Source organism: Micromonospora sp. NPDC005806 (genome assembly GCF_042871425.1).
GTDB lineage: Bacteria > Actinomycetota > Actinomycetes > Mycobacteriales > Micromonosporaceae > Micromonospora.
Genome location: NZ_JBIAIL010000009.1, coordinates 126,662 through 150,754 on the forward strand (window position 1 = coordinate 126,662; position 24,093 = coordinate 150,754).

General features: G+C 71.4%; 21 protein-coding genes. 10 read left to right on the forward strand and 11 right to left on the reverse strand.

Translation table 11 applies throughout. The features are described 5' to 3' along the window. Positions 1 to 174: 174 nt before the first annotated feature. The 7 genes from ACFYOS_RS12685 to ACFYOS_RS12715 all read right to left on the reverse strand — a co-directional run bounded on the left by ACFYOS_RS12685 (position 175) and on the right by ACFYOS_RS12715 (position 6,166). Positions 175 to 1,344, reverse strand: a complete 1,170-nt coding sequence (locus ACFYOS_RS12685; RefSeq protein ID WP_387139367.1) for a tyrosine-type recombinase/integrase — start codon at positions 1,342 to 1,344, stop codon at positions 175 to 177. A 2-nt stretch (positions 1,345 to 1,346) separates the two neighbouring features. Beyond that, positions 1,347 to 1,721, reverse strand: a complete 375-nt coding sequence (locus tag ACFYOS_RS12690; protein WP_387139370.1) for a helix-turn-helix domain-containing protein — start codon at positions 1,719 to 1,721, stop codon at positions 1,347 to 1,349. Positions 1,722 to 1,826: 105 nt separating this feature from the next. After that, on the reverse strand, positions 1,827 to 2,231 hold the full coding sequence (locus ACFYOS_RS12695; protein ID WP_387139373.1) for a hypothetical protein: 405 nt from the start codon (positions 2,229 to 2,231) through the stop codon (positions 1,827 to 1,829). Between the two features lie 241 nt (positions 2,232 to 2,472). Beyond that, positions 2,473 to 3,015: a DNA cytosine methyltransferase gene (locus tag ACFYOS_RS12700; protein ID WP_387139375.1), complete on the reverse strand. Its 543-nt coding sequence runs from the start codon at positions 3,013 to 3,015 to the stop codon at positions 2,473 to 2,475. A gap of 47 nt (positions 3,016 to 3,062) precedes the next feature. Next, on the reverse strand, positions 3,063 to 4,055 hold the full coding sequence (locus ACFYOS_RS12705; protein WP_387139378.1) for a DNA methyltransferase: 993 nt from the start codon (positions 4,053 to 4,055) through the stop codon (positions 3,063 to 3,065). After that, positions 4,048 to 4,932, reverse strand: a complete 885-nt coding sequence (locus tag ACFYOS_RS12710) for a hypothetical protein (RefSeq protein ID WP_387139380.1) — start codon at positions 4,930 to 4,932, stop codon at positions 4,048 to 4,050. Before ACFYOS_RS12710 ends, ACFYOS_RS12705 begins: the two co-directional genes overlap by 8 nt. Positions 4,933 to 5,293: 361 nt before the next feature. Next, a complete protein-coding gene (locus ACFYOS_RS12715) occupies positions 5,294 to 6,166 on the reverse strand; it encodes a hypothetical protein (RefSeq protein ID WP_387139383.1) in 873 nt (290 codons plus the stop codon). A 1,064-nt stretch (positions 6,167 to 7,230) separates the two neighbouring features. On the opposite strand from ACFYOS_RS12715, the gene ACFYOS_RS12720 reads away from it, so the two are divergent. Both ACFYOS_RS12720 and ACFYOS_RS12725 read left to right on the forward strand, forming a co-directional pair. After that, positions 7,231 to 7,605 carry a pilin gene (locus ACFYOS_RS12720; RefSeq protein ID WP_387139386.1) on the forward strand — a complete coding sequence of 125 codons (375 nt, stop codon included), beginning with the start codon at positions 7,231 to 7,233 and terminating at the stop codon, positions 7,603 to 7,605. Between the two features lie 2 nt (positions 7,606 to 7,607). After that, positions 7,608 to 8,528, forward strand: coding sequence for a hypothetical protein (locus ACFYOS_RS12725; protein WP_387139388.1), 921 nt, complete (start codon positions 7,608 to 7,610; stop codon positions 8,526 to 8,528). Between the two features lie 587 nt (positions 8,529 to 9,115). On the opposite strand, the gene ACFYOS_RS12730 is transcribed toward ACFYOS_RS12725, so the two are convergent. Together ACFYOS_RS12730 and ACFYOS_RS12735 are read right to left on the reverse strand one after the other, a co-directional pair. After that, positions 9,116 to 9,304, reverse strand: coding sequence for a hypothetical protein (locus ACFYOS_RS12730; protein WP_387139390.1), 189 nt, complete (start codon positions 9,302 to 9,304; stop codon positions 9,116 to 9,118). 139 nt (positions 9,305 to 9,443) lie between these two features. After that, positions 9,444 to 9,701, reverse strand: coding sequence for a DUF5372 family protein (locus tag ACFYOS_RS12735; RefSeq protein ID WP_387139393.1), 258 nt, complete (start codon positions 9,699 to 9,701; stop codon positions 9,444 to 9,446). Between ACFYOS_RS12735 and ACFYOS_RS12740 the strand changes: the two genes are divergently transcribed. From ACFYOS_RS12740 to ACFYOS_RS12755, 4 genes are all read left to right on the forward strand, one after another. Next, a complete protein-coding gene (locus ACFYOS_RS12740; protein WP_387139396.1) occupies positions 9,701 to 10,675 on the forward strand; it encodes a PrgI family protein in 975 nt (324 codons plus the stop codon). The genes ACFYOS_RS12735 and ACFYOS_RS12740 overlap by 1 nt on opposite strands. After that, the gene (locus ACFYOS_RS12745) at positions 10,672 to 12,459 is read left to right on the forward strand and encodes a VirB4 family type IV secretion system protein (RefSeq protein WP_387139399.1); all 1,788 of its coding nucleotides are present in this window, start codon (positions 10,672 to 10,674) and stop codon (positions 12,457 to 12,459) included. The genes ACFYOS_RS12740 and ACFYOS_RS12745 overlap by 4 nt, the downstream gene beginning before the upstream one ends. 74 nt (positions 12,460 to 12,533) lie before the next feature. Then, on the forward strand, positions 12,534 to 14,996 hold the full coding sequence (locus ACFYOS_RS12750) for a type IV secretory system conjugative DNA transfer family protein (RefSeq protein WP_387139604.1): 2,463 nt from the start codon (positions 12,534 to 12,536) through the stop codon (positions 14,994 to 14,996). A gap of 267 nt (positions 14,997 to 15,263) precedes the next feature. Further along, the gene (locus ACFYOS_RS12755) at positions 15,264 to 16,169 is read left to right on the forward strand and encodes a replication-relaxation family protein (RefSeq protein WP_387139402.1); all 906 of its coding nucleotides are present in this window, start codon (positions 15,264 to 15,266) and stop codon (positions 16,167 to 16,169) included. A 140-nt stretch (positions 16,170 to 16,309) separates the two neighbouring features. On the opposite strand, the gene ACFYOS_RS12760 is transcribed toward ACFYOS_RS12755, so the two are convergent. Both ACFYOS_RS12760 and ACFYOS_RS12765 read right to left on the reverse strand, forming a co-directional pair. Continuing rightward, positions 16,310 to 18,685: a tetratricopeptide repeat protein gene (locus tag ACFYOS_RS12760; RefSeq protein ID WP_387139607.1), complete on the reverse strand. Its 2,376-nt coding sequence runs from the start codon at positions 18,683 to 18,685 to the stop codon at positions 16,310 to 16,312. A gap of 110 nt (positions 18,686 to 18,795) precedes the next feature. Next, complete coding sequence (locus ACFYOS_RS12765) at positions 18,796 to 18,981, reverse strand: hypothetical protein (protein WP_387139405.1); 186 nt, start codon at positions 18,979 to 18,981, stop codon at positions 18,796 to 18,798. A 1,161-nt stretch (positions 18,982 to 20,142) separates the two neighbouring features. On the opposite strand from ACFYOS_RS12765, the gene ACFYOS_RS12770 reads away from it, so the two are divergent. The 4 genes from ACFYOS_RS12770 to ACFYOS_RS12785 all read left to right on the forward strand — a co-directional run bounded on the left by ACFYOS_RS12770 (position 20,143) and on the right by ACFYOS_RS12785 (position 24,036). Continuing rightward, positions 20,143 to 20,967 (forward strand): hypothetical protein, encoded by an 825-nt coding sequence (locus ACFYOS_RS12770; protein WP_387139408.1) that lies wholly within the window; start codon positions 20,143 to 20,145, stop codon positions 20,965 to 20,967. 572 nt (positions 20,968 to 21,539) lie between these two features. Beyond that, a complete protein-coding gene (locus ACFYOS_RS12775) occupies positions 21,540 to 22,385 on the forward strand; it encodes a MarR family transcriptional regulator (protein ID WP_387139411.1) in 846 nt (281 codons plus the stop codon). Between the two features lie 89 nt (positions 22,386 to 22,474). Continuing rightward, on the forward strand, positions 22,475 to 23,113 hold the full coding sequence (locus ACFYOS_RS12780) for a diguanylate cyclase domain-containing protein (protein WP_387139414.1): 639 nt from the start codon (positions 22,475 to 22,477) through the stop codon (positions 23,111 to 23,113). An 80-nt stretch (positions 23,114 to 23,193) separates the two neighbouring features. Beyond that, positions 23,194 to 24,036 carry a hypothetical protein gene (locus ACFYOS_RS12785; RefSeq protein WP_387139417.1) on the forward strand — a complete coding sequence of 281 codons (843 nt, stop codon included), beginning with the start codon at positions 23,194 to 23,196 and terminating at the stop codon, positions 24,034 to 24,036. Positions 24,037 to 24,093 lie beyond the last annotated feature (57 nt).

The window sequence follows — 24,093 nt, forward strand, 5'->3', positions numbered from 1 at the left end:
GCGGAATCTGCCCCGGGCAGCCGGCCCACACCGGTCTGCGTGCCGGCCCGAGCGAACCCGCTGTGACCGCGGGTGTCGGCTAACCGGAGCGACCCCAGCATGCCGAGCGATCGGGGCACGAGCGCAAGGCCAGAGCCCGGCGGCTACCCACGGCGGTCGTGGACCCCCGGGCCGCTAGCCTGGCCAGCACTTCGGTTGCTTGGTCGCCGGCGTCAGCGGGCGTAGCCGCCGGACGACCGGGTCAGGGACGTCGGGTTGGGTCGCTTCCCAGCGGCGCTGCAGCGCGTCCAGGAGGTTGCTAATCATCACCTCGGTGACGTGGCTGTAGATGCCCCTTACGCCGGCGAGGCGGTGTCCGAGGCGGCGGGCTTGTGCGATTTCGGGGATGCCGTCTTCGATGAGCCAGGTCTTGTGGGTGTGGCGCAGGTCGTGGAAGTGCATGCCGGGCAGTATCGGCGGGATTTCTCGTTTCGTGTCGCCGGTGACGGCGGGGGTCCAGGCGCGGCGGTTGAAGTTGGAGCGGCGTTGGTGGTAGCCGCGGGCGCCGGGGAAGACGGTGTCGTGGAGGTGTTCGGCGAGGTGGGTGGCGAGGAGGTTGGTCAGGAAGCGCGGTAGGCGGATGTGGCGGACGGAGTCGTTGGTCTTGGGTGGGCCGAGGTACAGCTTGCCTTCGACTTCGTGCAGAGCGCCGATGTCGGGGTGGACGTAGATGTTGCCGGTGGTGAGGTCGAGGTTGTCTCGGTGGAGGCCGGTGAGTTCGCCCCATCGCATGCCGGTGTAGGCGGCGGTGAGGATCATCAACCCGTCGGTGGCCCGTGGTTGGCGGGCGACGATGGCGGCGACCTGGTCGGCGGTGGCGTGGGGTCGTTCGGCGCGGATGCCTTTGGGGATGCGGATGCCGCGGCAGGGGTTGAGCGGGATGCGCCGGTCTTCGACCGCTTCCTGGAGGATCATCGACAGGACCATGATCACGTCGGTGACGGATCGGGGTGACAGGCGCTTGCCGAGGGTGACGGCGAGCGTCTTGACGTGTTGGCGGCGGATGTCGACCAGGGACAGCGGGCCGAGGGCGGGCAGGATGTGCAGCCGCAGGTGGCTGCGGTAGGCCGACCAGGTGGCCGGGGATGCCTGGTGTGTTGACTGCCAGATGGGTACCCAGTCGGCGAGGGGGATGCGTCCGCCGCGGGGGTCGATGAAGGTGTCGCGGGCGACTTCCACGTCGATCTCTTTGGCGCGGATGACGGCGTCGGCGCGTACGTCGTGGACGGAGTCGGTGGTGACGGTGCCGTCGGGCATGCGGAGGCGGACGCGGAATTTGGTGCCGCGCTTTTCCACCCAGGCCATGGCTATTCCTCCGATCGGTTCGTGTGCGGTGCGTCGGTGATGGACGCGTGACTTCCGGCGTGGGGCAAGTCGGTGGTGGTAGGCGGTCGTGGGCGTCGCCGGGTGGGGCGCCGTCCGGTGGCGGGTTCCGCGGCGGCGGCGATGATGGCGGCGAGGTCGGCGGCGGAGAAGCGCAGGTGCTTGCCGAGGAAGGTGCAGGGGATCTGGCGGCGGCCGGCGCGGCGGCGCAGCCAGGATTCCGTGACGCGCATTCGTGCTGCGGCTTCTGACGGGGTGTAGAGACGCGGTTCTTGGTCGTCGCTGTGACCGGTTACGTGGGCGGGTGGGGGCGCGGGTGGCGGTAGCCGGCGTTGGGGTCGAGGCGGGGTGGATTGCATGCGGCTTCCTCGAGTCGAGGTGGGTGACGGGGCCTGGGCCAGCACGGGTGGCTCTTCGCGGGCAGCGTGGGGCCGTCCGCGAAGAGCCGTGTGGTGCGGCAGGGTTCAGTGGTGGCGGCGCAGCAGGAGGCGGAGGGCGGTTGCCGCTTGGGCGGGGACGACGCCGTTGCCGAGGACGCGCAGCGCGGCGGTGCGGGGCAGTCCGAGTGTGGGGTTGGTGACCCAGTGTTCGGGTAGGCCCATGAGCCATTCCACGAACGGCGGCGCGAGGACGGGTTTGCCGTGCTGCCCGGGTTGGGTGGGTGCGGGGACGGGCCGGCCGATCAGTATTTCCCAGCTGGCGATCGCGGGGGCGTAGATCCCCCAGGTGGTCTCGTCGAGTGTGCCGAGGCTTCCGCTGGTGAGCTGGGCGACGGTGGTGCGCAGGTCCGCGCTGCCGTCGCCGTGGCGGCCGGGGCCGTGCGCGTCGGAGGCCCGGGGCGTCGGTAGGTGATGTGGTACGCAGCGCACGGCCGCTGACGGCAGGGTGAGGTCCCCGTGCGAGCCCCGTTGCCCTGGGCAGCCTTTCTGCCCGTCGGTGGCACGCGGGGTGGGCAGCAGTACTTGTGACAGGGGCGGCCGGAAGTTTGTGCCGGCGCGACGGCCTGAGGTGCCGGTGTCGCTGGCGCGTGGGGTCGGTAGAAGGTTATGCCGGGTGCCGTGGGGTTCGATGACGTCGGGCAGTCCGTGCTGGTGGCCTGGCCCCTTGCCGTCACGGGCGCAGGGTGTGGGCAGCGTCCGCAGCCTCTCCCCCGCTTCGGGTGGCGAGCAGGAACAGCCGGTCGCGTCGGTGGGCGGCGCCGATGTCGGATGCGCGTAGGCATAGCCAGCTCGTGTCGTACCCGAGCGTGGCCAGGTCGGCGTGGACGACGTCGAGTCCGCGTCTGCGGAGGGCGGCCACGTTTTCCACGAACACGAGTGGGGGTCGAAGGACGCGAAGGGCTGTAGTGATGTGGTGCCACAGGCTGGAGTGGGGTCCGGTGATGCCGGCGCGTTTGCCGGCGTTGGAGATGTCCTGGCAGGGGAAGCCTGCGGTGAGGACGTCGACGGGTGGGACGCGGGTCCAGTCGACGGTGCGGATGTCGCCGAGGTTGGGCACGTGCGGCCAGTGGTGGGCGCAGACGGTGCGGGCGTGTCGGTCGGTTTCGGCGTACCAGATGAGCTGGCCGCCGAGCACCAGTTCGACGGCCAAGTCGAGGCCGCCGTATCCGGTGCACAGCGATCCGATCCGCGGCCCGGGAACGTGGTCACTCACGCCACCTCCCGCGCACCGGTGCGGACGTTGGCGCCCAGCGGTGGTCGTCAGTCATCGGCGACCTCCGCGGGTAGTTCCGGCCGGCGGAAGATCAGCACGTCCTCGTGGGTGATCAGGTGCAGCGGGGTGCCGACGGTGCGGGCCTTGCGCACGGCTTGAAGTTGAAAAAACGACGGCCGGGCGACGAGCCGCCCGTCGCGGACCGCGGCGAGGAGCGCGACGCACCGCTCGGTCGGGATGAGGCCCGCGCGGACACCAGCGGCGATGACCGCGCTGGGCAGGTCGACGAGCTGGCCGTTCTTGCGCCACGGACGGGCGGTGACCACCACGGTGCCGCCGGGGCGCAGCAGCACCGCGCACCCGGAAAGGATCTGCTCGAACCCATCAGTGAGACCGGTGAGGTCCCGGTAGGCGAGGTTTCCCTTGTCGGTGCCGTCGTTGTAGGCGTTGTCGAACTTCGCCACCCCGTCGGCGCCGGGTCGGACGAGGCCGTGAACGGTGGGCCCGTACGGCGGTGAGGTGACGACCAGGGCGACCTGCCCGGTGAGGGCGGCGGGCAGCAGCGATCGCAGGCGGGTGGCGTCGCCGCGGACCACGGAGGCCCGGCCGCCGGCGCCCTGTTGCTGGGCGTGGGTGATGTTGGCGTCGGCGATGTTCGACCAGCGCGGCTCGTACTCCACCCCGATCGCGTCGCGGCGCGCGTGGATCGCTTCGATCAGGGTGGTGCCGATTCCGCACATCGGGTCGAGGACCAGGTCGCCGGGCTGGGTGTAGGCGGCGATGGCGTGTGCGGCGATCGCGGGCAGCATCCGGGCGGGGTGTTTGACGGACTCGGCCACGTAGCGGCCGCGGCGCTGCACCGGCCCGGTCCGCTGGGCGGTCGCCCACACTGACAGGCCCTCCGGTCCGCCCGGCGCGCGGTGGCGTCCGCCGGTGTCGCGGTGGCGGCCCTCGTAGAGGTGGCGCCTGCCGGGGCGGGTGTCCTCGGCCGGGTTTGCCGGCTGGTTCGGGTCGGCGGGGAAGGGCAGGTGCTCAGCCACGGCGACCGCCCCCCGAGCGCGGTTTCGGCTGTGGCGTCGGTGCCTGGTGGTGGGTGAACACCAGCAGGTCCGCGTGCACCCGCAGGTGCGCCACCGTCCACGGCTGCTCGGCCTGCGTGGCGAGGGCGAGGAGTTCCTCGTCGGTGACGTGGTAGACGAACGCGTCGCCGCACGTGTCGGCGGTGACGGCGACGATGTGCTGCAGGTAGCCCAGCCCGACGCTGGCGGCCGCCTGCACGACGGGGGTGAAGTCCTGCGGGGCGGCCGGGCTGGCGGGGGCGGTGACGACGAGGATCAGGCAGCCGCCGGGTCGCAGCAGCCGCGCGCACGCGGTCAACAGCCACGCCAGTCGGATGCGGTTGGTCGCGTCGGCGGTGTCGAGGGGCCAGCACGCCACGACCAGGCTGGTCGCCTCCGCCAGGGACGCGCCGTCGGGTACAGGGACAGCCGGGTTGCTGGACGGGGGAAGGTCGGCGTCGGTGAGGTCGTCACCGAACCAAGCGGTCGTGTCCGGCAGGTCGCCGTCGTCGAACTGGGCGGCCGAGTCGGGGCGGGTCGGCGGGCCGATAATCAGGCTGGACGCATCGGTGAACCAGCCCGGATGGTGTCGGCGCCCACCCGTGGCGCAGGCGCTGGTGAGGGCGTGGTCCGTGGTGAGGTCGATGACCGCGTCGCCGGGGCGGCTGTAGGCGGCCACGAGCCGGTAGGCCAGCCGGGCGCCGATCGCGCGGCCGGTGTCGGAGTCCGTGCGGGCGGTGCGCCACACGGTGACCGGGACCGGCGGGTCACCGGCCACCAGGTCGATGAGGGTCGGGTCGACATGCGGGTCGACGGGGTGGGCGGGGTCGTGGTGGTGCTGCGGCGTGTGCTCGCTCATCTGGATGTCGGCTCCGCGCCGCGCGGGTAGTGCGCTGACACCCCCAAACCGGCGGTTGTGTGCTCTGACGAACGCCCCCGGTTCTCACAGCGGCTCGCAAGCGCTCACGGTCAGGCGTTCGTTGCGCTCACATCGCAGGTCAGCGGCGGTATAGCGGTACTGGGCTGGTGAGGGGGTCGCGAGCGCCCCGCCGTTTGCTCCAGTGGCGTGCGCCCGCTCAACCCGGCTGGGCCGGGGCGGGGTGTGGCGTTCGGCTGCTGTGCGGTGGGAACATGCGGCGGCGCCCTCACCTGAGAGGGTGAGGGCGCCGGCGGGTGTTGCGAGTTCGGGTCGGTCAGGCAGGGCCGTGCCAGTGGACGCCTCAGGCGGCCGCCCCGGCTTCGCACACGAGGTGAGGTCGGCTAGTGGTGGCACGGCCGGCGCGAGTGGCTGCTCGGTGTTCGGCTTGCGCGGCGAGGGTTGCGGCGGCGTGCGGGGAGGCGGTGCCGGTGAGCAGACCCCTGTGCAGTGCGTCGGCGATGCGGGTGTCGATGCGGCCCAGACGCATGCGTAGGGCGTCGGCGGTGATGCCGAGTCCGGCGGCGATCGGCTCGATCGCCCGCCGTGCGAGCCGCACGTCGATGTAGGGCTGTTCGTCGTCCGGGTCGAGGATGCCCAAGCCGACGGCGCGGCGCACGAGCACGTCGGGGTGTCCGTAGGGCACCTTGGGGGTGCGAGGGCCGGGCAGGTGGTCGACGTTGGCGATCGAGGTGTACTCGCCGGCCTGCAGGCGCAGCCGGTGCCCGGCGCGCCACGCCGCCCGGCACAGCGCCGCGTACGGGGCGTCGCGGGTCAGGTCGACGCGGTCGCGCAGGGCGGTGAGGAATCCGGTGAGGATCTCGGCGTCGATGTCGTCGGGGTCGCCGTCGTAGCCGGCGCACAACTGGCCGGCGTAACGGCGCAGGGCGGGCATGGCCATCCCGACTGCGGCGATCACCCACGCCGGCCCGTCCAAGCGGGCCCGGCGGATCAGCTCCCGCCACACGCTGTCGCGTAGCGCGTATGCCTGAGGGTGACGCAGGAGCCAGTCGCGCAGCGCCGGCAGTGTCATGACGCCCGACCCGGATGCGTCGGGCACGCCGCAGGTGTCTAGGTCGAGCGTCAAGGGTGCTGGCTCGCCGGTCAGCGCGGTGAAGGCGGCGTCTGCGGCTGCGAGAGGCGAGGTTGGCCAGTCGGTGGCGGCGGGCAGGCTCATGTCACAACTCCCCCTGTCGAAGATGACCGCCGATTCGGCAAAGCCGCGATGCCACGGCGGCGCGGCGGTACCGATTGGGCCACGGCCGTCTCACAACCCGCTCACAGCGCAGGCCACGGCCCAGCGGGGCGGCGCCGGCACTCGTGACACCGCCCCAGGCAGGCAACCCGTGACATCGAGCCGATGTCGTTGGCGTTTGGATTTGTCAGTGCCGTTGAGCTGGGCTGTGACACAGGCCGGGCGCTGATGCCACCGGCCGCCGAGGGCAGGGCCGTCGACAACCGGATGGAGCGCGACGGGGTTGCTACCGGCCGGAGGTGACACTCACCGCCGCCCACGGCCGCTCACAACGACTCACATCGCGGCACCTGTGACATCGGGCGACCGCGACGATGCCGCGTCTGGCGCGACAGGGCGTCGATGTCAGTGCCACCAAGACGTCACAAAGCCGGTCTGACACCGACACCTGAGGTCATGTCAGCGGCAGGATGACAAGCATCGGTGCCATCGGCCGCGGTGGTCACAGGAGGTGTCGTCCGCGCCGTGTCATCGGCGCCTATCGCTAACTCGGGCGGCCTTCAGTGGTGCGTCGTGTCTGACAGCCGTACCTGACATCGCCACGACTCGACCAGATGTCGCACGTCGGTCGCCCCTGGCCGACATCCGCCATCACATCGAGGCGGAGCCCAATCGGCGCGACATGGAGTCGCTGTGTGTCGCTGTGAGTGGCGGTGATAACCGGGGGCGTTCGCCAGAGCACACAACCGGCGGTTTGGGGGTGCGGGACTTCTCGTCGCCCACGGCGTGGCGAGGATCCCGCCCGCCGCCGGGTCCGCACCTAGTCGGGCCGCCCGCCGTGCCGGCCGCCTCGGGTGCCGCGCAGTGCTTGGTGCGCTGACACCTCATCGAACACCCGCTACCCGACAAGGGAGGAAGGGCTCCTCCCGGGGACGGCCTGGTTCGCGGCGCGTCTCGTCCGCGGGCCCGGCGGCGGTCTTCCGTGACCATCCGCTAGCACCCCCGCCGCGTCTCCGGGCGGCGGCGGGGCCGGAGGTGAAAGAGTCATGTCCCGCATTTCGGCACGTCTTCGTGCCCTCACCCGCTCCCGTACCGCCCGCCGCGTCGCCGTCACCGGTTCCGTGATGGTGTTGTTGTTGGCGCCCACCGCCGCGCACGCCGATCCTGGCTCGCCGGCGATCGTGGCGGTGAACTCGCTGCCGGTTGTCATCGCCAATCTGCGGGCCTGGCTGATCGGCATCCTCACCGCACTGGCCACCTTGTTCCTCGTCCTGGCCGGCGTCTACTGGGCCACCGCAGGCGGCGACCCGGCGCAGGTCGAGCGGGCCAAGGGCGCACTGAAAAACGCCCTGATCGGCTACGGCCTGGCCATCCTCGCCCCTGTCCTGCTGCAGGTCGTCCAAGGCATCGTCGGAGGCTGACCATGAGCTGGCTACTCGACCAGATCCTGGACTGGCTGGCGGCGGCGATCCTCGCGAGCCTCGACGCGCTGTTCGGGGTGATCAGCAGCGCGCTGCTGATCACCCCGAAGGTCACCGCCCTGCCCCAGGTCCAAGCCCTGACCGGCCGTTCGGCGCTCGTCGTCGACACCGTCTTCGTCCTCGCCTTCGTCGCCGCCGGGGTGCTCACCATGACCGCCGGCGGCAGTGAAACCACCCGCTACACGGCCAAAGACCTCATTCCGAGGCTGATCGTCGGGTTCGTCGCCGCGCACTTCTCTCAGCTGTGGTGCGGCATGCTCATCGACCTGGCCAACGCCCTGACCGGCGCGCTCACCACACCCGAGGGCGACAGCGACGGCGCGCTGCGCGCCATCAAAACGCACATCCTCGCCGGGCAGGACACCACCGCGGTGCTTCTGTTCGTGATCTGCGTGGCGATCATCGCCGTCCTCCTCGCGGGCACCGCGTTCAGCGTGATCGTCCGCTTCGCCGTCGTCATCGTCCTGACCGCCTTCGCGCCACTGGCCCTCGCCTGTCACGCGATGCCGCAGACCGAACCGGTCGCCCGCCTGTGGTGGCGGTCCTACACTGGCGTCCTCGCCGTGCCCGTGGTGCAGGGCTTCACCCTCTACGCCGGGCAGTGGATGCTCACCGACCCCGAGCACCTGCTGCCGGTGCTCGGACTGCCGGTGGATCCGGTCGGCGCGATCAACCTGTTCGTCGTCATGGTCATGCTCTGGACGACGCTGCGCGTGCCGTCCCTCATGCGCCGCTACGTGGCCACGGGCAACAGCGGCCGCGGGGTGAACATGCTCGGCGCGGCGGTGCGGGTCATCGTCGTGCAGCAGGCCACCCGCGCCGTTCCCGGCCTCAGCCGCGGGCTGAAGGCGGTCGGCCGATGAGCCGCCACGACGACGGAGCAGATCCGGGCCGGGTGCGGATGCCGACGGGCGCTTAATACTGCCCTTTCTGCGGTTGGTGGTGGGATTGGGCGGGGCTGGGTCGGAGCCTGGCTTCGGTCGTGGGGACCGATCCCGGATGGGCGTTTCTCTCGGACCCCGGCTGAGCGTTTCGCCATGATCAATGTGTGTGGGTTTGGGTCCCACCCTGCGGGCGTAGGCGGGTGAGCGCGAGCATGTCGATCAGGCTGCCGGGGCCGCCAGCCCCCGCAACCTCTCTGGCGCGCTGCGGGGGACTCTGCATATCCGCTCACGCTCAGCGCCCGAGGTCGGGCCAGTCCGCTGGGACTTCCTCTTCGGTCGAGTAGATCTCCGGCGTCGGGTGCCCAACGCCCGCATTCCACTGGTGCCGTTGGGCGGCATGCTCCGCGCCCGAGGGTATGTTCCAGCCGTTGCGAGAATGGGCGCCGCACGAGCAGCGCCACCGGTAGGACGTCCGAGTCTTGGTGCTGACGCGATCAGGCGCGGTGCCGCTGAGCGCCCGCAGAATCTTCCCGAACATGGCTGGCCTCCTGTTGCCCGCGGAGAGTCTATGTCCCGCAAGCTCGGCTCAGCCCGCCGCCGGGCGCCCAGCCCATCTCCACCGCGGTCGCGGCCAGCCCGTACTGCCGTGTCGTGGACTCCCCGTGCACCCGGACCTGCACCACGCTCGACTGCCGGACATTCACCACCGCCAGCCTGCCCCGGTGCGAGGCTATGATCTTCGACGTCGTCTTCACCGCGATCCGCCTCCGCCTGCAACACCGCTGCGGCCATGTTCGCCATGGCCATCACGGCCTCGACCTGGTCCCACCCGGCGCCCACGCCTCATCCCCGTTCGCGCCGTCCGGACGACCGTGCTGTCCACAACGGACTGGATCATTCCGTATCTCCCATAGCGGCGCACAGCCGGGATGCGAGCGCGTCGACGAGCTCTCGGGCTGCGGTGAGCCCGTCAACGGCCAGCCGGTTCGGACCGGCCTGCGGACCGCGATCGGTCCAGGACTGCGGCAGCGAGATCCGCCGCTTACCGTCCTCGATCTCGCACACGAACACCAACACGCCCTTCATCCGGGCGGTGAACAACACCGGCAACTCCTCACCCACCAATGGGTGGAAAGGGTGCGTAACGACCAATGAATCCGAAGAAAAACTTTGACGACGAGCCCTATAGAGCTCGTATTCCCGCTGACGTCGACGCTCCCGACAAGGTGCTGTACGGGCTGACGTTCCGGCAGCTGGCGGTCCTCGCCGTCGCCGCCCTGGCCTTCTACGGCGTCTGGCAGGCCCTGCATCAGGTCGTGCCCGCGCCGGTGCTCGTCGGCGCCGCCGTCGTCATCGGCGGCCTCGTCTTCGGCGTCGCTGTCGGCCGTCGCGACGGCCTGCCACTGGACGTGTGGCTGCTCGCCGCCGTCGGTCACGCGCGGGCTCCGCGCGCCCTATCGACAACGGACACGACGTCGAAGACACCGGACTGGGTGCAGGCGCCGACGACGAAGGTGATGCTGCCGGCGCCGTTGAAGCTGCCCGCCGACGCCATCGACGAGGGAGGGGAAATCCGACTCGGCGCCGCGCGAGCGGCGATGGTCGCTACGACGAATGTCAACCTCGCGCTGCGCACCGGCGATGAGCAGGCCGCCCTTGTCGACACTTTCGGTCGCTGGCTCAACAGCTTGTCGACCCCGACGCAGATCGTGGTGTCGGCGCAGCCGGTGGACCTGCACTCGGCCGCCCGCAGCCTCGCCCAAGCAGCCATGCAGCTGCCGCACCCGGCGCTGACCGACGCGGCGGCCGACCACGCCCGCTTCCTCGACGACCTCGCAGCGCGCAAGGATCCGCTGCGCCGGCAGGTCCTCATCGTCACCGGCACGAGCGCCGGTGAGCGCGGCGAGCACGCGGCTCGACGGCGTGCCGACGACACGGTTCGCGCCCTGTCCGGCCTCGGCGTCACCACCCGCGCCCTCGACGGGCCGGCGGTCACCGCGGCGCTCGCCGCAGCCGCCGACCCCTACCGGGCGCCCCGTCCCGGCGGCCTCGCGGCCCCCGACACCGTCATCACCTCACCCACACCCCATCAGCGTCACCGGCGCGGAAGGAGCCAACCGACATGAAGCTGCGCCGTCGCTCCCAGCCTGCCGACGGTGGCTGCCAGCCGGACGGGCTGGCGGCCACCGTCGCCCCCGCCGCCGTCGAGGTCACCCCGCGGTTCCTGCGCGTCGGGGACGGCTACGCCGCCACCCTCGTGGTGACCGGCTACCCGGCCGAGGTCGGTCCGGCCTGGCTCGAACCCCTCCTGTCTTGGCCGGGCCGGCTCGACCTTGCCCTGCACATCGATCCGCTGCCCGCCCCGGTCGCCGCCACCCGACTGCGTAACCAGCGGGCCCGCTTCGAATCGTCCCGCCGGGCGGACGCCGAGCGGGGCAAGCTGCCCGACCCGTCCGTGGAAGCCGCCGCCGACGACGCAGCGGACCTCGCGCAACGGTTGGCCCGCGGCGCGGCGAAACTGTTCCGCGTCGGCCTCTACCTGACCGTGCACGCCCGCACCGAAGACGAACTGCTCGAGGCGTGCGCGCAGGTGAAGGCCGCCGCCGCCTCGACGCTGATCGAGGTGCAGCCCGCCACGTGGCGGCACCTGGCCGGGTGGACCACCACCCTGCCGCTTGCCACCGACAGCCTGCAGATGCGCCGCACCATGGACACCGCCGCTCTCGCCGCTGCGTTCCCCCTCGCCAGCGCAGACCTGCCCGCGCCGCTGCCCGGCGACCCGCCCGCCGACGGCGGGGTGCTCTACGGCGTCAACCCCGACTCCAGCGGGATCGTGTGGTGGGACCGCTGGGCACAGGAGAACCACAACAGCGTCGTTCTCGCCCGCTCGGGCGCCGGCAAGTCGTACTTCGTGAAGCTGGAGATCCTGCGCAACCTCTACCAGCAGGTGCAGGTCGCCGTCATCGACCCTGAGGACGAGTACCTGCGGTTGGCCGACGCGGTCGGTGGAGCCGTGGTCCGCCTCGGCGTCGCCGGCGTGAAGGTCAACCCGCTCGACCTGCCGGGAGGTGACTCCCGCCCTGACGTGCTCACCCGACGCGGCCTGTTCCTGCACACCCTCATCAGCGTGCTGCTGGGCCAGCAGCCGCCACCGGCGGAACGGGCGGCCCTGGACCGGGCGATCCTGGCCGTCTACCGGGCCGCGGGCATCACCCCGGACCCGGCCACCCACCACCGGCCCGCCCCGCTCCTGCGCGACCTCGCCGACTGCCTGCACACCGACACCGACCCCGCCGCCGGCCAGCTCGCCGCCCGCCTCACCCCCTGGGTTGAGGGTTCCTTCTCGCACCTGTTCGACGGGCCCACCACCACCCGCCCCGACGGCTACCTCGTGGTGTGGTCGCTACGGCACCTGCCCGACGAACTGCGCACCGTCGGCACCCTGCTCGCCTTGGACGCGATCTGGCGGCAGGTCGACGCACCCAGCCGGCAGGCCGCACGGCGGCTCGTCGTGGTGGACGAGGCGTGGCTGCTCCTGCGCGACGGTGAAGGCGCCCGGTTCCTGTTCCGCATGTCCAAGGCCGCCCGTAAACGCCACGCCGGGCTGACCGTCATCACCCAGGACGTCGCCGACATGCTCGGCACCGACCTCGGCCAGGCCGTCGTCGCCAACGCCGCCACCCAGATCCTGCTCAAGCAGGCCCCGCAAGCCATCGACGCCATCGGCGACGCCTTCGGGCTCACCGCCGGCGAGCGGCGGCTGCTCCTCGCCGCGCGGGTCGGCACCGGCCTGCTGATCTCCGGCACCAACCGGACCAGCTTCGAAGCCGTCGCCTCGCAGGCGGAGCACCAGCTGTGTACGACACGGCCGAGCGAACTCGCCGACCTCGACGAGGGAGACGACCTGTGACCCCACCCGCCGCATACCTCGCGGCCATCCTGACCTTCACTCCCCATCCGACCGGCCCAGGCGCCGACATCGTCGTGCCGCCCACCGGCGCCACCCGCTGGCTGCTCGAGGCCACCGCGTGGCTGGGGCAGCGGCCGTGGCTGCTCGCCGTCGCCGCCGGCTTGCTCGTAGCGCACGTCGCCGGCCGCAATCTCCTCGCAGAATGGCAGCACCGCCGGCACAGTGAGGGCGCAAGACTCGTAACGATCGCCCCACCCCCCGAGGTCGACCCCCACAGCGCGGGCGCGCTGTGGGCCAACCTCGCCGGCACCCTCACCCCGTCCCGGCACCGGCGCTGGCTCTACGGCAGCCCTCACGTCGCCTGGCAGTACACCTGGGCCGGACGACGGCTGCTCATCTCCATCTGGGTACCCGGCACCGTCCCGCCCGGCGCCGTCGAAGCCGCCGTACGCGCCGCCTGGCCCGGCGCCGCCTGCACCACCGACGACACCCCCGCCCCGCCCATCCCGCTCGACATGCCAACAGTGGTGGGCGGACATCTGCTGCCCACCGCCGCCGAATGGCTGCCCCTGCGCATCGACCACGACAACGACCCGCTGCGCGCGCTGATCTCCGCCGGCTCCCAACTGCGGGCCGACGAGCACGCCTGCGTTCAGATCCTCGCCCGCCCCGCCGCACCCCGCCGCGCCCTGCGCGCCCGCCGCACCGCCGGCAGGTTGCGCGACGGCAAGACCGCCCTCCCCGCCATCAACCCAGCCGCGCCGCTGCTGTGGCTCGTCGAGGCGTTCCTACCCGGCCACACCTCCAGCGCCCGCCAGCCGGGGCCCACGGGCCGCCGCGACCCCGGCGTGGAACGCGATGTCCGGGCCATCCTCGACAAGACCTCCCACCCGCTGTGGGAGACCGCCATCCGCTACGCCGTCGGCAAGGACAGTCGACGCGCCGGGACCGACCAGCGGCCACGGTTGAGAGGCATCGCCGACACCATCGCCTCCTCCTTCGCCGTCTACTCCGGCCGCAACCGCCTCACCCACCGCGCCCGCATGCCCTCCCCCACCGCGGTCCTCGCGCGGCGGCGCCTCGGCGCCGGATTCCTCACCTCCACCCCCGAACTGGCCGCGCTCGCCGCGCTGCCCCAAGATCTGGCCGTCCCTGGCCTGGACCGCGCGCGGGCGAAGTCCATGCCCGCACCGGTCGCCGTCGCGACCGGCGGACGTGGCACCAAGGCCCTCGGCACCGCCGAGGTCGGCGTCCACGGCGTGGCCCTGGCCGTGCCGGATGCGAGGTATCACCTGCACGTGATCGGATCCACTGGCAGCGGGAAGACGACGCTGCTGGTCAACATGGCCGTCGACGACATCACCGCCGGCCGCGGCACTGTCGTCATCGACCCGCACGGCGACATGGTCCTCGACATCCTCGACCGGCTTCCCGCCTCTGTCGCCGACCGCCTCGTCATCTTCGACCCGGACCAGCCGAACCCGCCGACCATCAACCCTCTCGCCGGGGACGACCCCGACCTGGTCGTGGACAACCTCGTGTCGATCTTCGGGAACATCTTCGCCAAAGCGTGGGGCCCCCGGATGGACGACGTCATGCGCGTCGCCTGTCTCACGTTGTTGCGGCACGCCAACGTCACCCTGCAACACATCCCACCGCTGCTCAACAGCGCCCAGTTCCGGTCGGCGATGACCGTCGACCTGGACGACCCGGCCGGCCTGTCCGGGTTCTGGCAGTGGTACGACGAGCTCAACCCCGCCCTGCGCTCGCAGGTCATCGGCCCCGTCCTCGCCCGCCTCCGCGCGTTCCTCCTGCGTGACTTCGTCAAGCGCACCATGCGCTACCCGCGCTCGAGCTTCGACATGGGCAAAGTCCTCGACGGCGGCGCGCTGCTCGTGCGCATCCCGAAAGGCCAACTGGGGGAAGACACCAGCAAGCTGCTCGGCTCCCTGGTGTTGGCGCAGGTGTGGCAGGCCGCCACCGCCCGCGCCAAGATCGACCCCGACAAGCGGCGCGACGCCACTCTGATAATCGACGAGGCGCAGAACTTCCTCACCCTCGCCAACAGCCTCGACACGATGCTCGCCGAGGCCCGCAAGTACCGGCTGTCCCTCGTCCTCAGCCATCAGGACCTCGCCCAGTTCCCGAAGGACCTCCTCGCCGCCGCATCGGCGAACGCCCGCAACAAGGTCTACTTCTCGTGCGCGCCCGAGGACGCCCGCGTGCTGGCCCGCCACACCCTGCCCGAGCTCGACGAGCACGACCTGACCCACCTCGACGCCTACACCACCGCGACGCGTCTCGTCGCCGACGGCCGCCAGACACCGGCGTTCACCATGAAGACGCACCCGCCGAAACCGGTGGTCGGGGAGGCGACCGCGATCCGGCACGTCGCGGCCGAAGCCATCAAACCCCAGGACACCAGCGCCATCGACGCCCTCGTCGACCGGTTCTCCCGCCCAGACAACAGCGACCGGCCCACCGGAGCGGACACTCGCGACGCCCGGCGGAGCAGCCGCCCTTCCCGCCCCGCCTGACCACCAACCACCGTATGCCCGACACCGTCGCTGTCAGCGGCGCCGCGGGCTGATCCGGCGGGGTCCGTGGGCCTTCCGTGAAGCCTTCCGCTGCGGCTTCACCACGCCTTCACCACCTCTCACAACCTCCCGACTGGCGTCGCAGCCGTGTCCGGCTGTCAGGGCAGCACACCGCCCGTGAGGACATCCGCTGAGCAGTGGTGACAGTTCCAGACTCCTCCCTCTGGGAGGAGTCTCTCTTCGTCTACTCCCCTGAGGAGATCCCTCATGTCCCGCGAATCCACCAACCCCGACTCCCGCCCGTCCCGCTCCCCCTCCAGCAGACTCCAGCGGCTGGCCCACCTGCGTCGGCTGACCCTGCGCGACCGTCAACTCCTGGCCTGGCTCGCCGAGCACTATGTGCTGTCCACCGCCCAGATCGCGGCGGCCCTGTTCCCGTCACCGCGCTCCGCGCGGCTGCGCCTGGCCGCCCTGCACCGCATCGACGCCGTGCACCGCTTCGTCGACGTCACCACCGGCGACGGCCAACACCTCTACACCCTCGGCCCCCTCGGCATGCTCGTGCACCCCACCACCTACACCGACCCCGAACACCCTGACGCCCGGCCGCCGCGCTCCAGCATCGAACGCACCGAACGCATCATCGGCAGCCCCCGCCTGCGCCACCTGCTCGGCACCAACCAGCTCTTCATCGACCTGCACGCCTACACCCGCACCGACCCCAGCACGAAGCTGGCACGGTGGTGGTCCGAGCAGCACGCCACCACCGCCTACACCCTCGCCGGCATCCGCCCCGACGGCCACGGCATCTGGTCAGTAGCCGGCCGCACCGTCGGGTTCTTCCTCGAGCACGACAACGGCACCGAACCCCTGCGCACGGTGCTGCGAAAGCTGCGCGGCTACGAACGCCTCGCCGAGTTCGGCCCCCGCTACCCCGTCCTTCTACGGATACCCACCCGACGCCGCGAGGCCCACCTGCTCGACGCTCTCGCTGGCGTCCCGACGGTCATGCCGGTGGTTACCGGCCTGCACGACGAGCATCCCGCCGGCCCCGCCTGGACCCTCGCCGCCGAGCCCGGCCCTCGTCGGTGGCTGCACGAACTGCCCTCCGACCACGGCCCCCACCACACCGCCACGAACCCACACCGCTACACCGACCTCGACGACCACTGACAGCCGCGCCTGCAACTCCCAGCGAGGGTTGACCCTTCGTAGGGGAGTTGGCATCACGACCAACGGCTGAGCACCTGTGAAGAGGCGCGGATCACCAGGCAACCGCTGGTTCGTCGACTGACCGCCACTGCAAGATCAAATTAGCCTCTGGCTTGGCATGCCCGCAGCAAATCAGCCGCAGCTATCGTGTCTGGGTGCTGGCGGCCGAGTAGCCGCGCGGAGTCGGCGACCACCTGCTCCAGGATGGTGATCGCGTCAGCTGTGCGCCCTGCTTCCCAGTAGGAGGCGGCGAGGTTGAAACGGGCGGTCAGCGTGGATGGGTGCTCGTGGCCGAGCAGTCGCTCCCGGTCGGCGACCACCTGCTCCAGGATGGTGATCGCGTCAGCGGTGCGCCCTGCTTCCCAGTAGGAGATGGCGAGGTTGGCGCGGGCGGTCAGCGTGAAGGGGTGCTTGTCGCCGAGCAGCCGCGCGGAGTCGGCGACCACCTGCTCCAGGATGGTGATCGCGTCAGCTGCGCGCCCTGCTTGCAAGTAGCAGGCGGCAAGGTTGGTGCGGGCGGTCAGAGTGTCCGGGTGCTCGTGGCCGAGCAGTCGCTCCCGGTCAGCGACCACCTGCTCCAAGATGGTGATCGCGCCGGCAGTGAGCCCTGCTTGCCGGTAGGAAGTGGCGAGGTTGGAGCGGGCGGTCAGCGTGTCCGGGTGCTCGTGGCCGAGCAGTCGCTGCCGGTCAGCGACCACCTGCTCCTCAATGCTGATCGCGTCGAAGGTGCGCCCTGCTTGCCAGTAGGAGGTGGCGAGGCTGGCGCGGGCGGTCAGCGTGTCCGGGTGCTCGTGGCCGAGCAGTCGCTCCCGGTCAGCGACCACCTGCTCCAGGATGGTGATCGCGTCGAAGGTGCGCCCTGCTTGCCAGTAGGAGGTGGCGAGGTTGGCGCGGGCGGTCAGCGTGGAGGGGTGCTTGTCGCCGAGCAGCCGCGCGGAGTCAGCGACCACCTGCTCCAAGATGGTGATCGCGTCGGCGGTGAACCCTGCGTGCCAGTAGGAGCCCGCGAGGCTGGCGCGGGCGGTCAGCGTGTCCGGGTGCTCGTCGCCGAGCAGCCGCCCGGCCTGTTCGGCCAAATGGTGCCAGTAGGTGACGGCGGAGGTGTACAGGCCGGCGCGAAGCAGGCTGTCGCCGGCCCAGTACAGCAGCGGGTGCCCGTCGGGGTGCCAGAGCAGATCACCGGCGACGCCGGTCAAGGTGGCAGCATTGGTACGCAGCGCGGCGACGAGGTCGGTGGTGGTGTGGTCGTCGGCCGGCCACAGCTGCAGCAGCGCGTCGGCGGCGGCGTGGGCGAGCGCCGCCGGGTCGGTGGTGTTTTCCCGGGCGGCGCGGGCGGTCAGGGCGTGGATGCGCACGGCGCGGGCGCCGTCGGTGGAGGTGTGGGTGAGCAGACCGTAGCGGTGCAGCAGCCGCAGGACCTTACGTGTCTGGTCGTTGGTGACAGGCTGGCCTGGGCCGCCGGTCCGGTGGGCGGACAGGTAGTCGGTGACGGCGGTGGTGGCCCAGAGCGTGTCGGGATGACCGTCGGGGTCGTAGACGGCCGCCAGGGCCAGGGCGGGGCGGGCCAGCCCGGCGGGGGCGGCGGTGTCCGCGGCCTCCAGGGCGAGCAGAAGGGTGACGGCCACGGGTCGGCCGTAGCCGTCGGGGTCGGTGCCGGGGGGCATGAGTTCGGCCAGCCGTTCCCGGCCGGTGGTGTAGCGGGTCAGGTAGGTCGCGCACCCTTCCTCCTGGTTGATCATGTAGGCGGCGGCGTGTGACAACGCCAGGGGCAGGTGCCCCAAGGCCGCAGCCAGGTCGGCAGCGCGCGGGTCGAGCAGGTGAGCCAGCCCGGCGTTGGTGAGCCGGTTGGTCAGATATGCCATCGACTCGTCCTGGGTGTACACGCGGACGTCGATCATCTGCCGACCGGAACTGGCGAGGGTGGCGTCTTGCAGGCGGGTGGTGGCCAGGGTCCATCCGGTTGGCCGATGCGGCGGCCACCACTTCGCCAGGTGGGCCGGGTCGGTGATGTCGTCGAGGACGACCAGCCAGGTGCGGTCGGTGGTGTGCAGCCACTCCAGCAACGCCCTGGCGTCGCCAGCTGGGTCGGCGCCGTCGGCGCCGGGCACGCCAACCCGTGCCGCGGCGCGGGCGTACGCGGTGATGACCTGGTCGGGGCTGCTGGCGGCCACCCATACCATCAGGTCCGTGCCGTGCTCGAGAGCATCGTGGGCGAACCACGCCGCCAGCTGGGACTTACCGACGCCTCCTCCACCCGCAAGGACCCGCGTGCCCGGACCAGCGCTGCCACGTCCGCTGGCAGGCTGGGCCAGGACTACGTCGTCGCCGTGACGGCGGGCGGCGAGGACCTTCTCCCGCAGCCCCCGCCGAGGCTGAAACGCAGACGCCAAGGCTGGGGGCTGCCCCACCTGGACCGGCCAGACCGGCTGCGGGGCCGCAGGGGGATAGTGATGGTGCTCGACGGTGACATCGCCCATGACGCCGGTGTTGGCGATACCGCCGTTGTCAGCGCTTGCGTTGCCGGAGCCGGTGACGGTCGCCGGAGCCGCGTCGGCGTTCCTCGTTGGGGGTGAGGTTTCGCTGGTGGTCACGGCCGGGATCCGCGCTGGACACCGGTGTTGGCCACCGAACCGGGTCCATCGGCGGTCGCGTCCCCCGAACGCAGGACCTGCGCCGGCCGGTCGTCGCCGGTGGCCTCAAGTCCAGTATTGGCCCGGCCACCACCCGTGGCGGTGGCCTTCCCGGAATCCTCGACCCTGTCCGGATTAGGCATCGATACACCTCCTGGCTGGGGCGGGGGCAGCAGATACGGCGCGCCCAAAGCGACCAACGCCAGGACGGCACCGATGCTGCTGGCCAGCTTGTCCGCCCTGTCGACTCCGACCGCGGCGAGGTAGACCAACAGCGCCACGACGATCACGCCGAAGCCGACGCGCCCAGCCCATATCCATCGCCGACTCCGACGCGGCACAACGGCCACCCCCAACCATCAAGATCAAGTCCTGGGTGATTGACCCCAGTCTACGAACACGACTCCACTTCGACTGATCCCAACGTCGCCCACACCGTCCATGACTGGTGGCGGTTTTCCGACACCCCACGGACAGAGGGCGTCGCATCAGCTCTACCGATGCGAGACACCCCCCGGCGCATACAAGTGCCAAACGTTTCGGCACTCGCCAGCGAGAAGCCGGGCAGGGTGCTGCGCAAGCTGCGTACCGACGACGCCTCGCCAAGTTCGGCCCCCGCTACCCCTCCCACTTCGCGCGGGCAACCGCCGCCGCGAGGCAATCTCCTGCACGCCCTGCCCGGCACACCACATGCCGGTCGCCACCGGCATCCAAGAAGATCACCCCGGCACAGCTGGACACTGACCAACGACCCGGGGTTGCGACGCTGGCTGCACGAGCTGGTTGCCCAGCGACCACAGGGCCCACAACCCGCCACCGCACCACAGCGTCCGCTCGCAACCAGCGCCAGTCGCGCCGTCGATCACCGCGCCGGTCACCATCCCTGCCGCACCTCACCACGGCCGGTGACTGTCACGCCACAAGATCGGCTGTGAGCGGGGCGACGGCTCACAGCGAAGCAGGCCCCACCCATCCAACAGCGACAATTGATCTCTCACGGCGCAGGTCAACCGTCTTTCCTGCCGCTGTCGCTCCGGAATGCACTGTGAGTGGCAGCCGCTACCTTTCCGGCAACACCACACCCCAGATATCGCTCCACCCCGGTTCGGTCCCACCTCAGGGATCCCCGCCGCACCCCAGCGATACGCGACGCCCACCCGCTTCGGCCGGTCGGCACGCGCCCGCGCGGCGACCCTCGAGGTCGCACCAGCCACCCACACCAACTCTTCCCTTGATCCGACCCACGTACCCGATGGGCCGGTCATCCCTGCGCCCGCGCGCACCCCATCCAAGGAGGACGACTTATGCCCACTGTCAACGGCACCCCGCTGACCCGCCACGGCAGCCGTGTGCCAGCCATCCCGACACGACCGGCGTCAGCGAAGGCGACGCCGGCAGCCGAGGCCCGCCCGGTCCGCACCCGGGCCACCACCACCACCACTCGGCCAACCGTCACGCCGGCCCCGACCATCGCCACGATGATCATCTGCCTGCCCGACGCGCTGCCCGCGCAGGCGCTCACCAGCCATCAGCTCGACACCCACTTCAATGTCAGCGGCACTCTCGCGCCTGTGTTCTGGGCGGTCGCGCAGCTGCGTGTGTGGCAGCGCCAGCAGATGGTCCGGCTGCGCAAGGGCCGACCCGCGCCGTGCGCGGGCGGACCGGTCCGGCTGCTCGACCTGCGCGGGATGCGCCACGCCGCCGCGGTCGGCGCCGGGATCCGCTACCAGATCTGGCAGCAGGTCGTCCACGGCACCCGAGCCGCCACCCCGTGGCCGCTGTTCGAAACCCGCCACCTCACCGACCCCGACCGCTACCCCCTCGACACGGCGATCGCGGAATTCCACGCCCAACCCCGCGTCCACGCCATGCGCCTGCACGCCGCCGCCGCTCCCGGCCCTGTCCAGCCCGCCGTCGGAGAGCTGGAGATGTACCAGGCGGGCCAGATTGCCTACCAGCACTACCGCGCCGCAAGCGCCGTCGCCGGCGATGCGATGCTCACCTCCGACGGCCGCAAGCTCGCCCCGGCCAGCGACGCCCTCGCCCACCGCATCACCTACCTCGAGCAGGCCCTGGCCCACCTCGACACCCTCGACCCCGATCAGCGGCTACTCGCCGTCGCTCTCTAAACCGCATCCCCAAGCCCGCGGTCGAGGGCACCGGAAACTCACTGCGGGCCCAGCCCAGCTGGATTCCCCAGCGATCGGTCCATGCCGTGTCAACCTGCAGGGCCAGCTTTCCTCTGCTGCCAACGACGCACCGCAGCTGCCTCAACGGCCAGCTGCCGCACCGCCGCACACAGCGGCGGTCACTGCTCTACAGGCCGGGCGCCCCGGGCCAGGGGAGCCCGCTCCCCCCTGGCCTGAAACAGGCCGCCGTATTCCTCTTCCAGCCCCATCGGCAGGCGGTCCTCCCACGGTTCCGCATCGACGGCGGGCTGCCCCTCGTGCAGCACCTCATGGCCTGCCCGGCCCACCGCCTCACCGGGGCACACGGCATCGAGCCCTCGTTCTCACCGCACCCAGCCGGCACCCGCGCCGGCCGATCAGTCATTCCTTCCCACGCGCGCCCGCCACGCCCCTGGCTGGCGACGACCACAGCGCGGATCTCGGGATGTCCCGAGATCCGGTCGTCGCACTTGATCAGCGACGCGGTCGAAGCGTGGATCACTGCTGACCTCCACACCAGGAAGGACGTGCCCATGACGGATGCAACGCAGCCCGTGCCGGCGCACACGATGTTCACGGTCCTCGCCGCGCTCAGCGAGCTCGGCGAGGCCACTGCCACGGCCGTGGCCGAGCACGCCGGGCTCGGCTATTCCACGGCGACGGCGAAGCTGCGCGCCTGGGAGAAGACCGGGCAGGCCGAGCGGTTCCGCAGCGACGACAACCGCGCCATGTGGCGGTTGACCGACACCGGCCGCACCACCACCGCCACGCCACTCTCCACCCAGGAGGCGGCTGACACACCATCCAGCGGGACCGCGGTCGCCACCTCGGACACCGCCACCCCGACCGATCCCCTCGGCGCCCCTGGCGTGCCGGAACGGGACGGCGAGCCTCCTGTACCGGCAGACCAGGACACGGACGAGGCGTCCCCGGCCCTGGCTTCCACCGGTGGCGCACCTGCTCCGCTGGACACCGTCACGTCTTCCAGTGGCGGCGACGAGCAGCGGCCGCCCTCGGAGGAGGCAGGCCACGACCGCCAACAGTCCGACGCCGCGCCCGACGACGCCGAGGCCGAGGGCGAGGGCGGGTCGAACGCCGACCCGCAGGGGCAGGCAACCGCAACGGGGAACGGCCGCCGGGTAAAGGGCTCCCTGCGGGGTGCCGTACTGGACATCCTCGAGGCCCACCGCGACCGGCAGTACAAGACCAGTGAGCTGTGCAAGCTCATCGACGCCGCGAACGCCGGCAGCGGCGCGAAGAAAGCCAGCCAGGGCGCGGTGTACAACGCGGCGATCAAGCTAGTCGCCGCCGGCGCGCTCGTGCAGACCGTCGAACGCCCGGCCACCTTCCAACTCGCCCCCAGCGATGGCGGCCAGTAGCCCACTCGCCAGGCAGCCCGAGGGCGGGCGTTGAAGTTGGCGCCTCACGCCCGCCCCCGGTGCTCCTTCGTATCCAAGGAGCGTTCCGAGTGTCTCCCATCCTGCAAGGAATCGTCACCACCGTCGGCGGGATCCTCGCCGGCCTCGCCTTGGCCAGCGCCCTCCTGTGGCGTCAACAGCAATCCCTCGACGCGGCCCGCTACCAGGCCAGCCACGACGAGATCACCGGGCTGCCCAACCGGCGGCTGTTCCTCACGCGGCTGCGCGCCGCCCTCGCCGGCCGAGCGGCCGTCGGGGTGGTGCTACTCGACCTCGACGGGTTCAAGGCCGTCAACGACACCCTCGGCCACGACACCGGCAACCTTCTGCTCGCCCACGTCGGCCGGCTCCTCGCCGCCCTCGACGCCCCGGTGGAGATCGCCGCGCGGCTGTCCGGCGACGAGTTCGCCCTCCTCGTGCGGGGCGACCACGAGGACGTGGCTGCTGCCGCCCGTGCCGCATGGCAGGCCATCGGCGCCGTTCCCTTCCGCCTGAACAGCGGCGAGGTCAGTGTCAGCGGCTCCGTGGGCTACACCCACAACCCCGCCTACCTGTCCGCCAACCCCCGTCAGCTGCTGGCCGAGGCGGACGCGGCGATGTACCACGCGAAGCGTTCCGGCGCCGGCGTGCACGGCCACCATCCTTTGGCCACCCCAGTGGGACGCAGCCGCGACCGCCACCACCACTGACAGATCTGACGCCTTGAGGGCCCCCAACCACCCGGTTGCGGGGCCCTCCCCCCTTTTCCGCCCTGGCAAGGGAGACCCCTGTGCTGTCCTTCACCGCTGTCCACGCCCTGGCCGGTTGCCTCCTGGCGACCGACGCCGACGCTGAGCATCTGGGCTGGAGCCAGTCCCCGACGCTGCTGCTCATCCACACCCGACCCCTCCACACGGCTCCGCCCGCGCACGCCTTGCGCAGCGTGGAATTCCCGCTGCGCCGCGACGACCTGCTCACCGACCCCGCTGGCCTGCCCGCCCTGCTGCACCGCCTCGCCGCAGGCTTGCGCCAGCCCCACGCGTCAACGCCCTACCAGGCCACCCTCGACACGATCGTCCGCCTGATCCGGGCGACCGAACCCGATGCGCGGCTACTGGCCTGGGCCACCTGCTACGACGAGATCCTCGCCATCGGCGGCGCGCCCCGGCAGGCGCGCCGCATCGACGCCGTCGACACAGACGGCCGCCTCTACCAGCTCACCCACCCGCGAGGCGATGACCAACCGCTGCTGCTCATCCACGAGACCCCCGACCCGGGCGACGTCCCCGCCACCTACCCAGGACTGACCGCCCTCCTCACCGCCACCGCCCAGCCGGCCAGCCGCGGTGGCCGCGGGGGGCATTGCGTGACCGGCCCGCGACGGCGACCCGACGCCAACGACGAGGAGCCGATCTTCATCACGTGGGGGCCCGACGGGACGTCACTGCGCTGCCAGGTGTGCGGGGTCGTCGACGAGTTCGTCCAGGACGAGATGCCGTCTATGGCCGGCTACGGCGAAGACACCTACATCCGCTGCAGCCGCTGCGGATCCGTCGAGACCAGCGACCCGATCTTTGGCTGGCGCGCCAAGCCCGCCCCTTGGCCGGCACCGCAGCAACAGGACGAGCCGTGATCGTCCCGTCCGGCGTCTCGGCCACCGGTCCGCGCACCTCATGCCCTCCCGTTCCCG

What these genes read in the sequence shown, in the direction of transcription:
- ACFYOS_RS12685 (WP_387139367.1), bottom strand. Translation starts at nt 1,344, where the DNA reads ATGGCCTGGGTGGAAAAGCGCGGCACCAAATTCCGCGTCCGCCTCCGC.
- ACFYOS_RS12690 (WP_387139370.1), bottom strand. Translation starts at nt 1,721, where the DNA reads ATGCAATCCACCCCGCCTCGACCCCAACGCCGGCTACCGCCACCCGCG.
- ACFYOS_RS12710 (WP_387139380.1), bottom strand. Translation starts at nt 4,932, where the DNA reads ATGAGCGAGCACACGCCGCAGCACCACCACGACCCCGCCCACCCCGTC.
- ACFYOS_RS12715 (WP_387139383.1), bottom strand. Translation starts at nt 6,166, where the DNA reads ATGAGCCTGCCCGCCGCCACCGACTGGCCAACCTCGCCTCTCGCAGCC.
- ACFYOS_RS12720 (WP_387139386.1), top strand. Translation starts at nt 7,231, where the DNA reads ATGTCCCGCATTTCGGCACGTCTTCGTGCCCTCACCCGCTCCCGTACC.
- ACFYOS_RS12725 (WP_387139388.1), top strand. Translation starts at nt 7,608, where the DNA reads ATGAGCTGGCTACTCGACCAGATCCTGGACTGGCTGGCGGCGGCGATC.
- ACFYOS_RS12740 (WP_387139396.1), top strand. Translation starts at nt 9,701, where the DNA reads ATGAATCCGAAGAAAAACTTTGACGACGAGCCCTATAGAGCTCGTATT.
- ACFYOS_RS12745 (WP_387139399.1), top strand. Translation starts at nt 10,672, where the DNA reads ATGAAGCTGCGCCGTCGCTCCCAGCCTGCCGACGGTGGCTGCCAGCCG.
- ACFYOS_RS12755 (WP_387139402.1), top strand. Translation starts at nt 15,264, where the DNA reads ATGTCCCGCGAATCCACCAACCCCGACTCCCGCCCGTCCCGCTCCCCC.
- ACFYOS_RS12760 (WP_387139607.1), bottom strand. Translation starts at nt 18,685, where the DNA reads ATGGGCGATGTCACCGTCGAGCACCATCACTATCCCCCTGCGGCCCCG.
- ACFYOS_RS12765 (WP_387139405.1), bottom strand. Translation starts at nt 18,981, where the DNA reads ATGCCTAATCCGGACAGGGTCGAGGATTCCGGGAAGGCCACCGCCACG.
- ACFYOS_RS12770 (WP_387139408.1), top strand. Translation starts at nt 20,143, where the DNA reads ATGCCCACTGTCAACGGCACCCCGCTGACCCGCCACGGCAGCCGTGTG.
- ACFYOS_RS12775 (WP_387139411.1), top strand. Translation starts at nt 21,540, where the DNA reads ATGACGGATGCAACGCAGCCCGTGCCGGCGCACACGATGTTCACGGTC.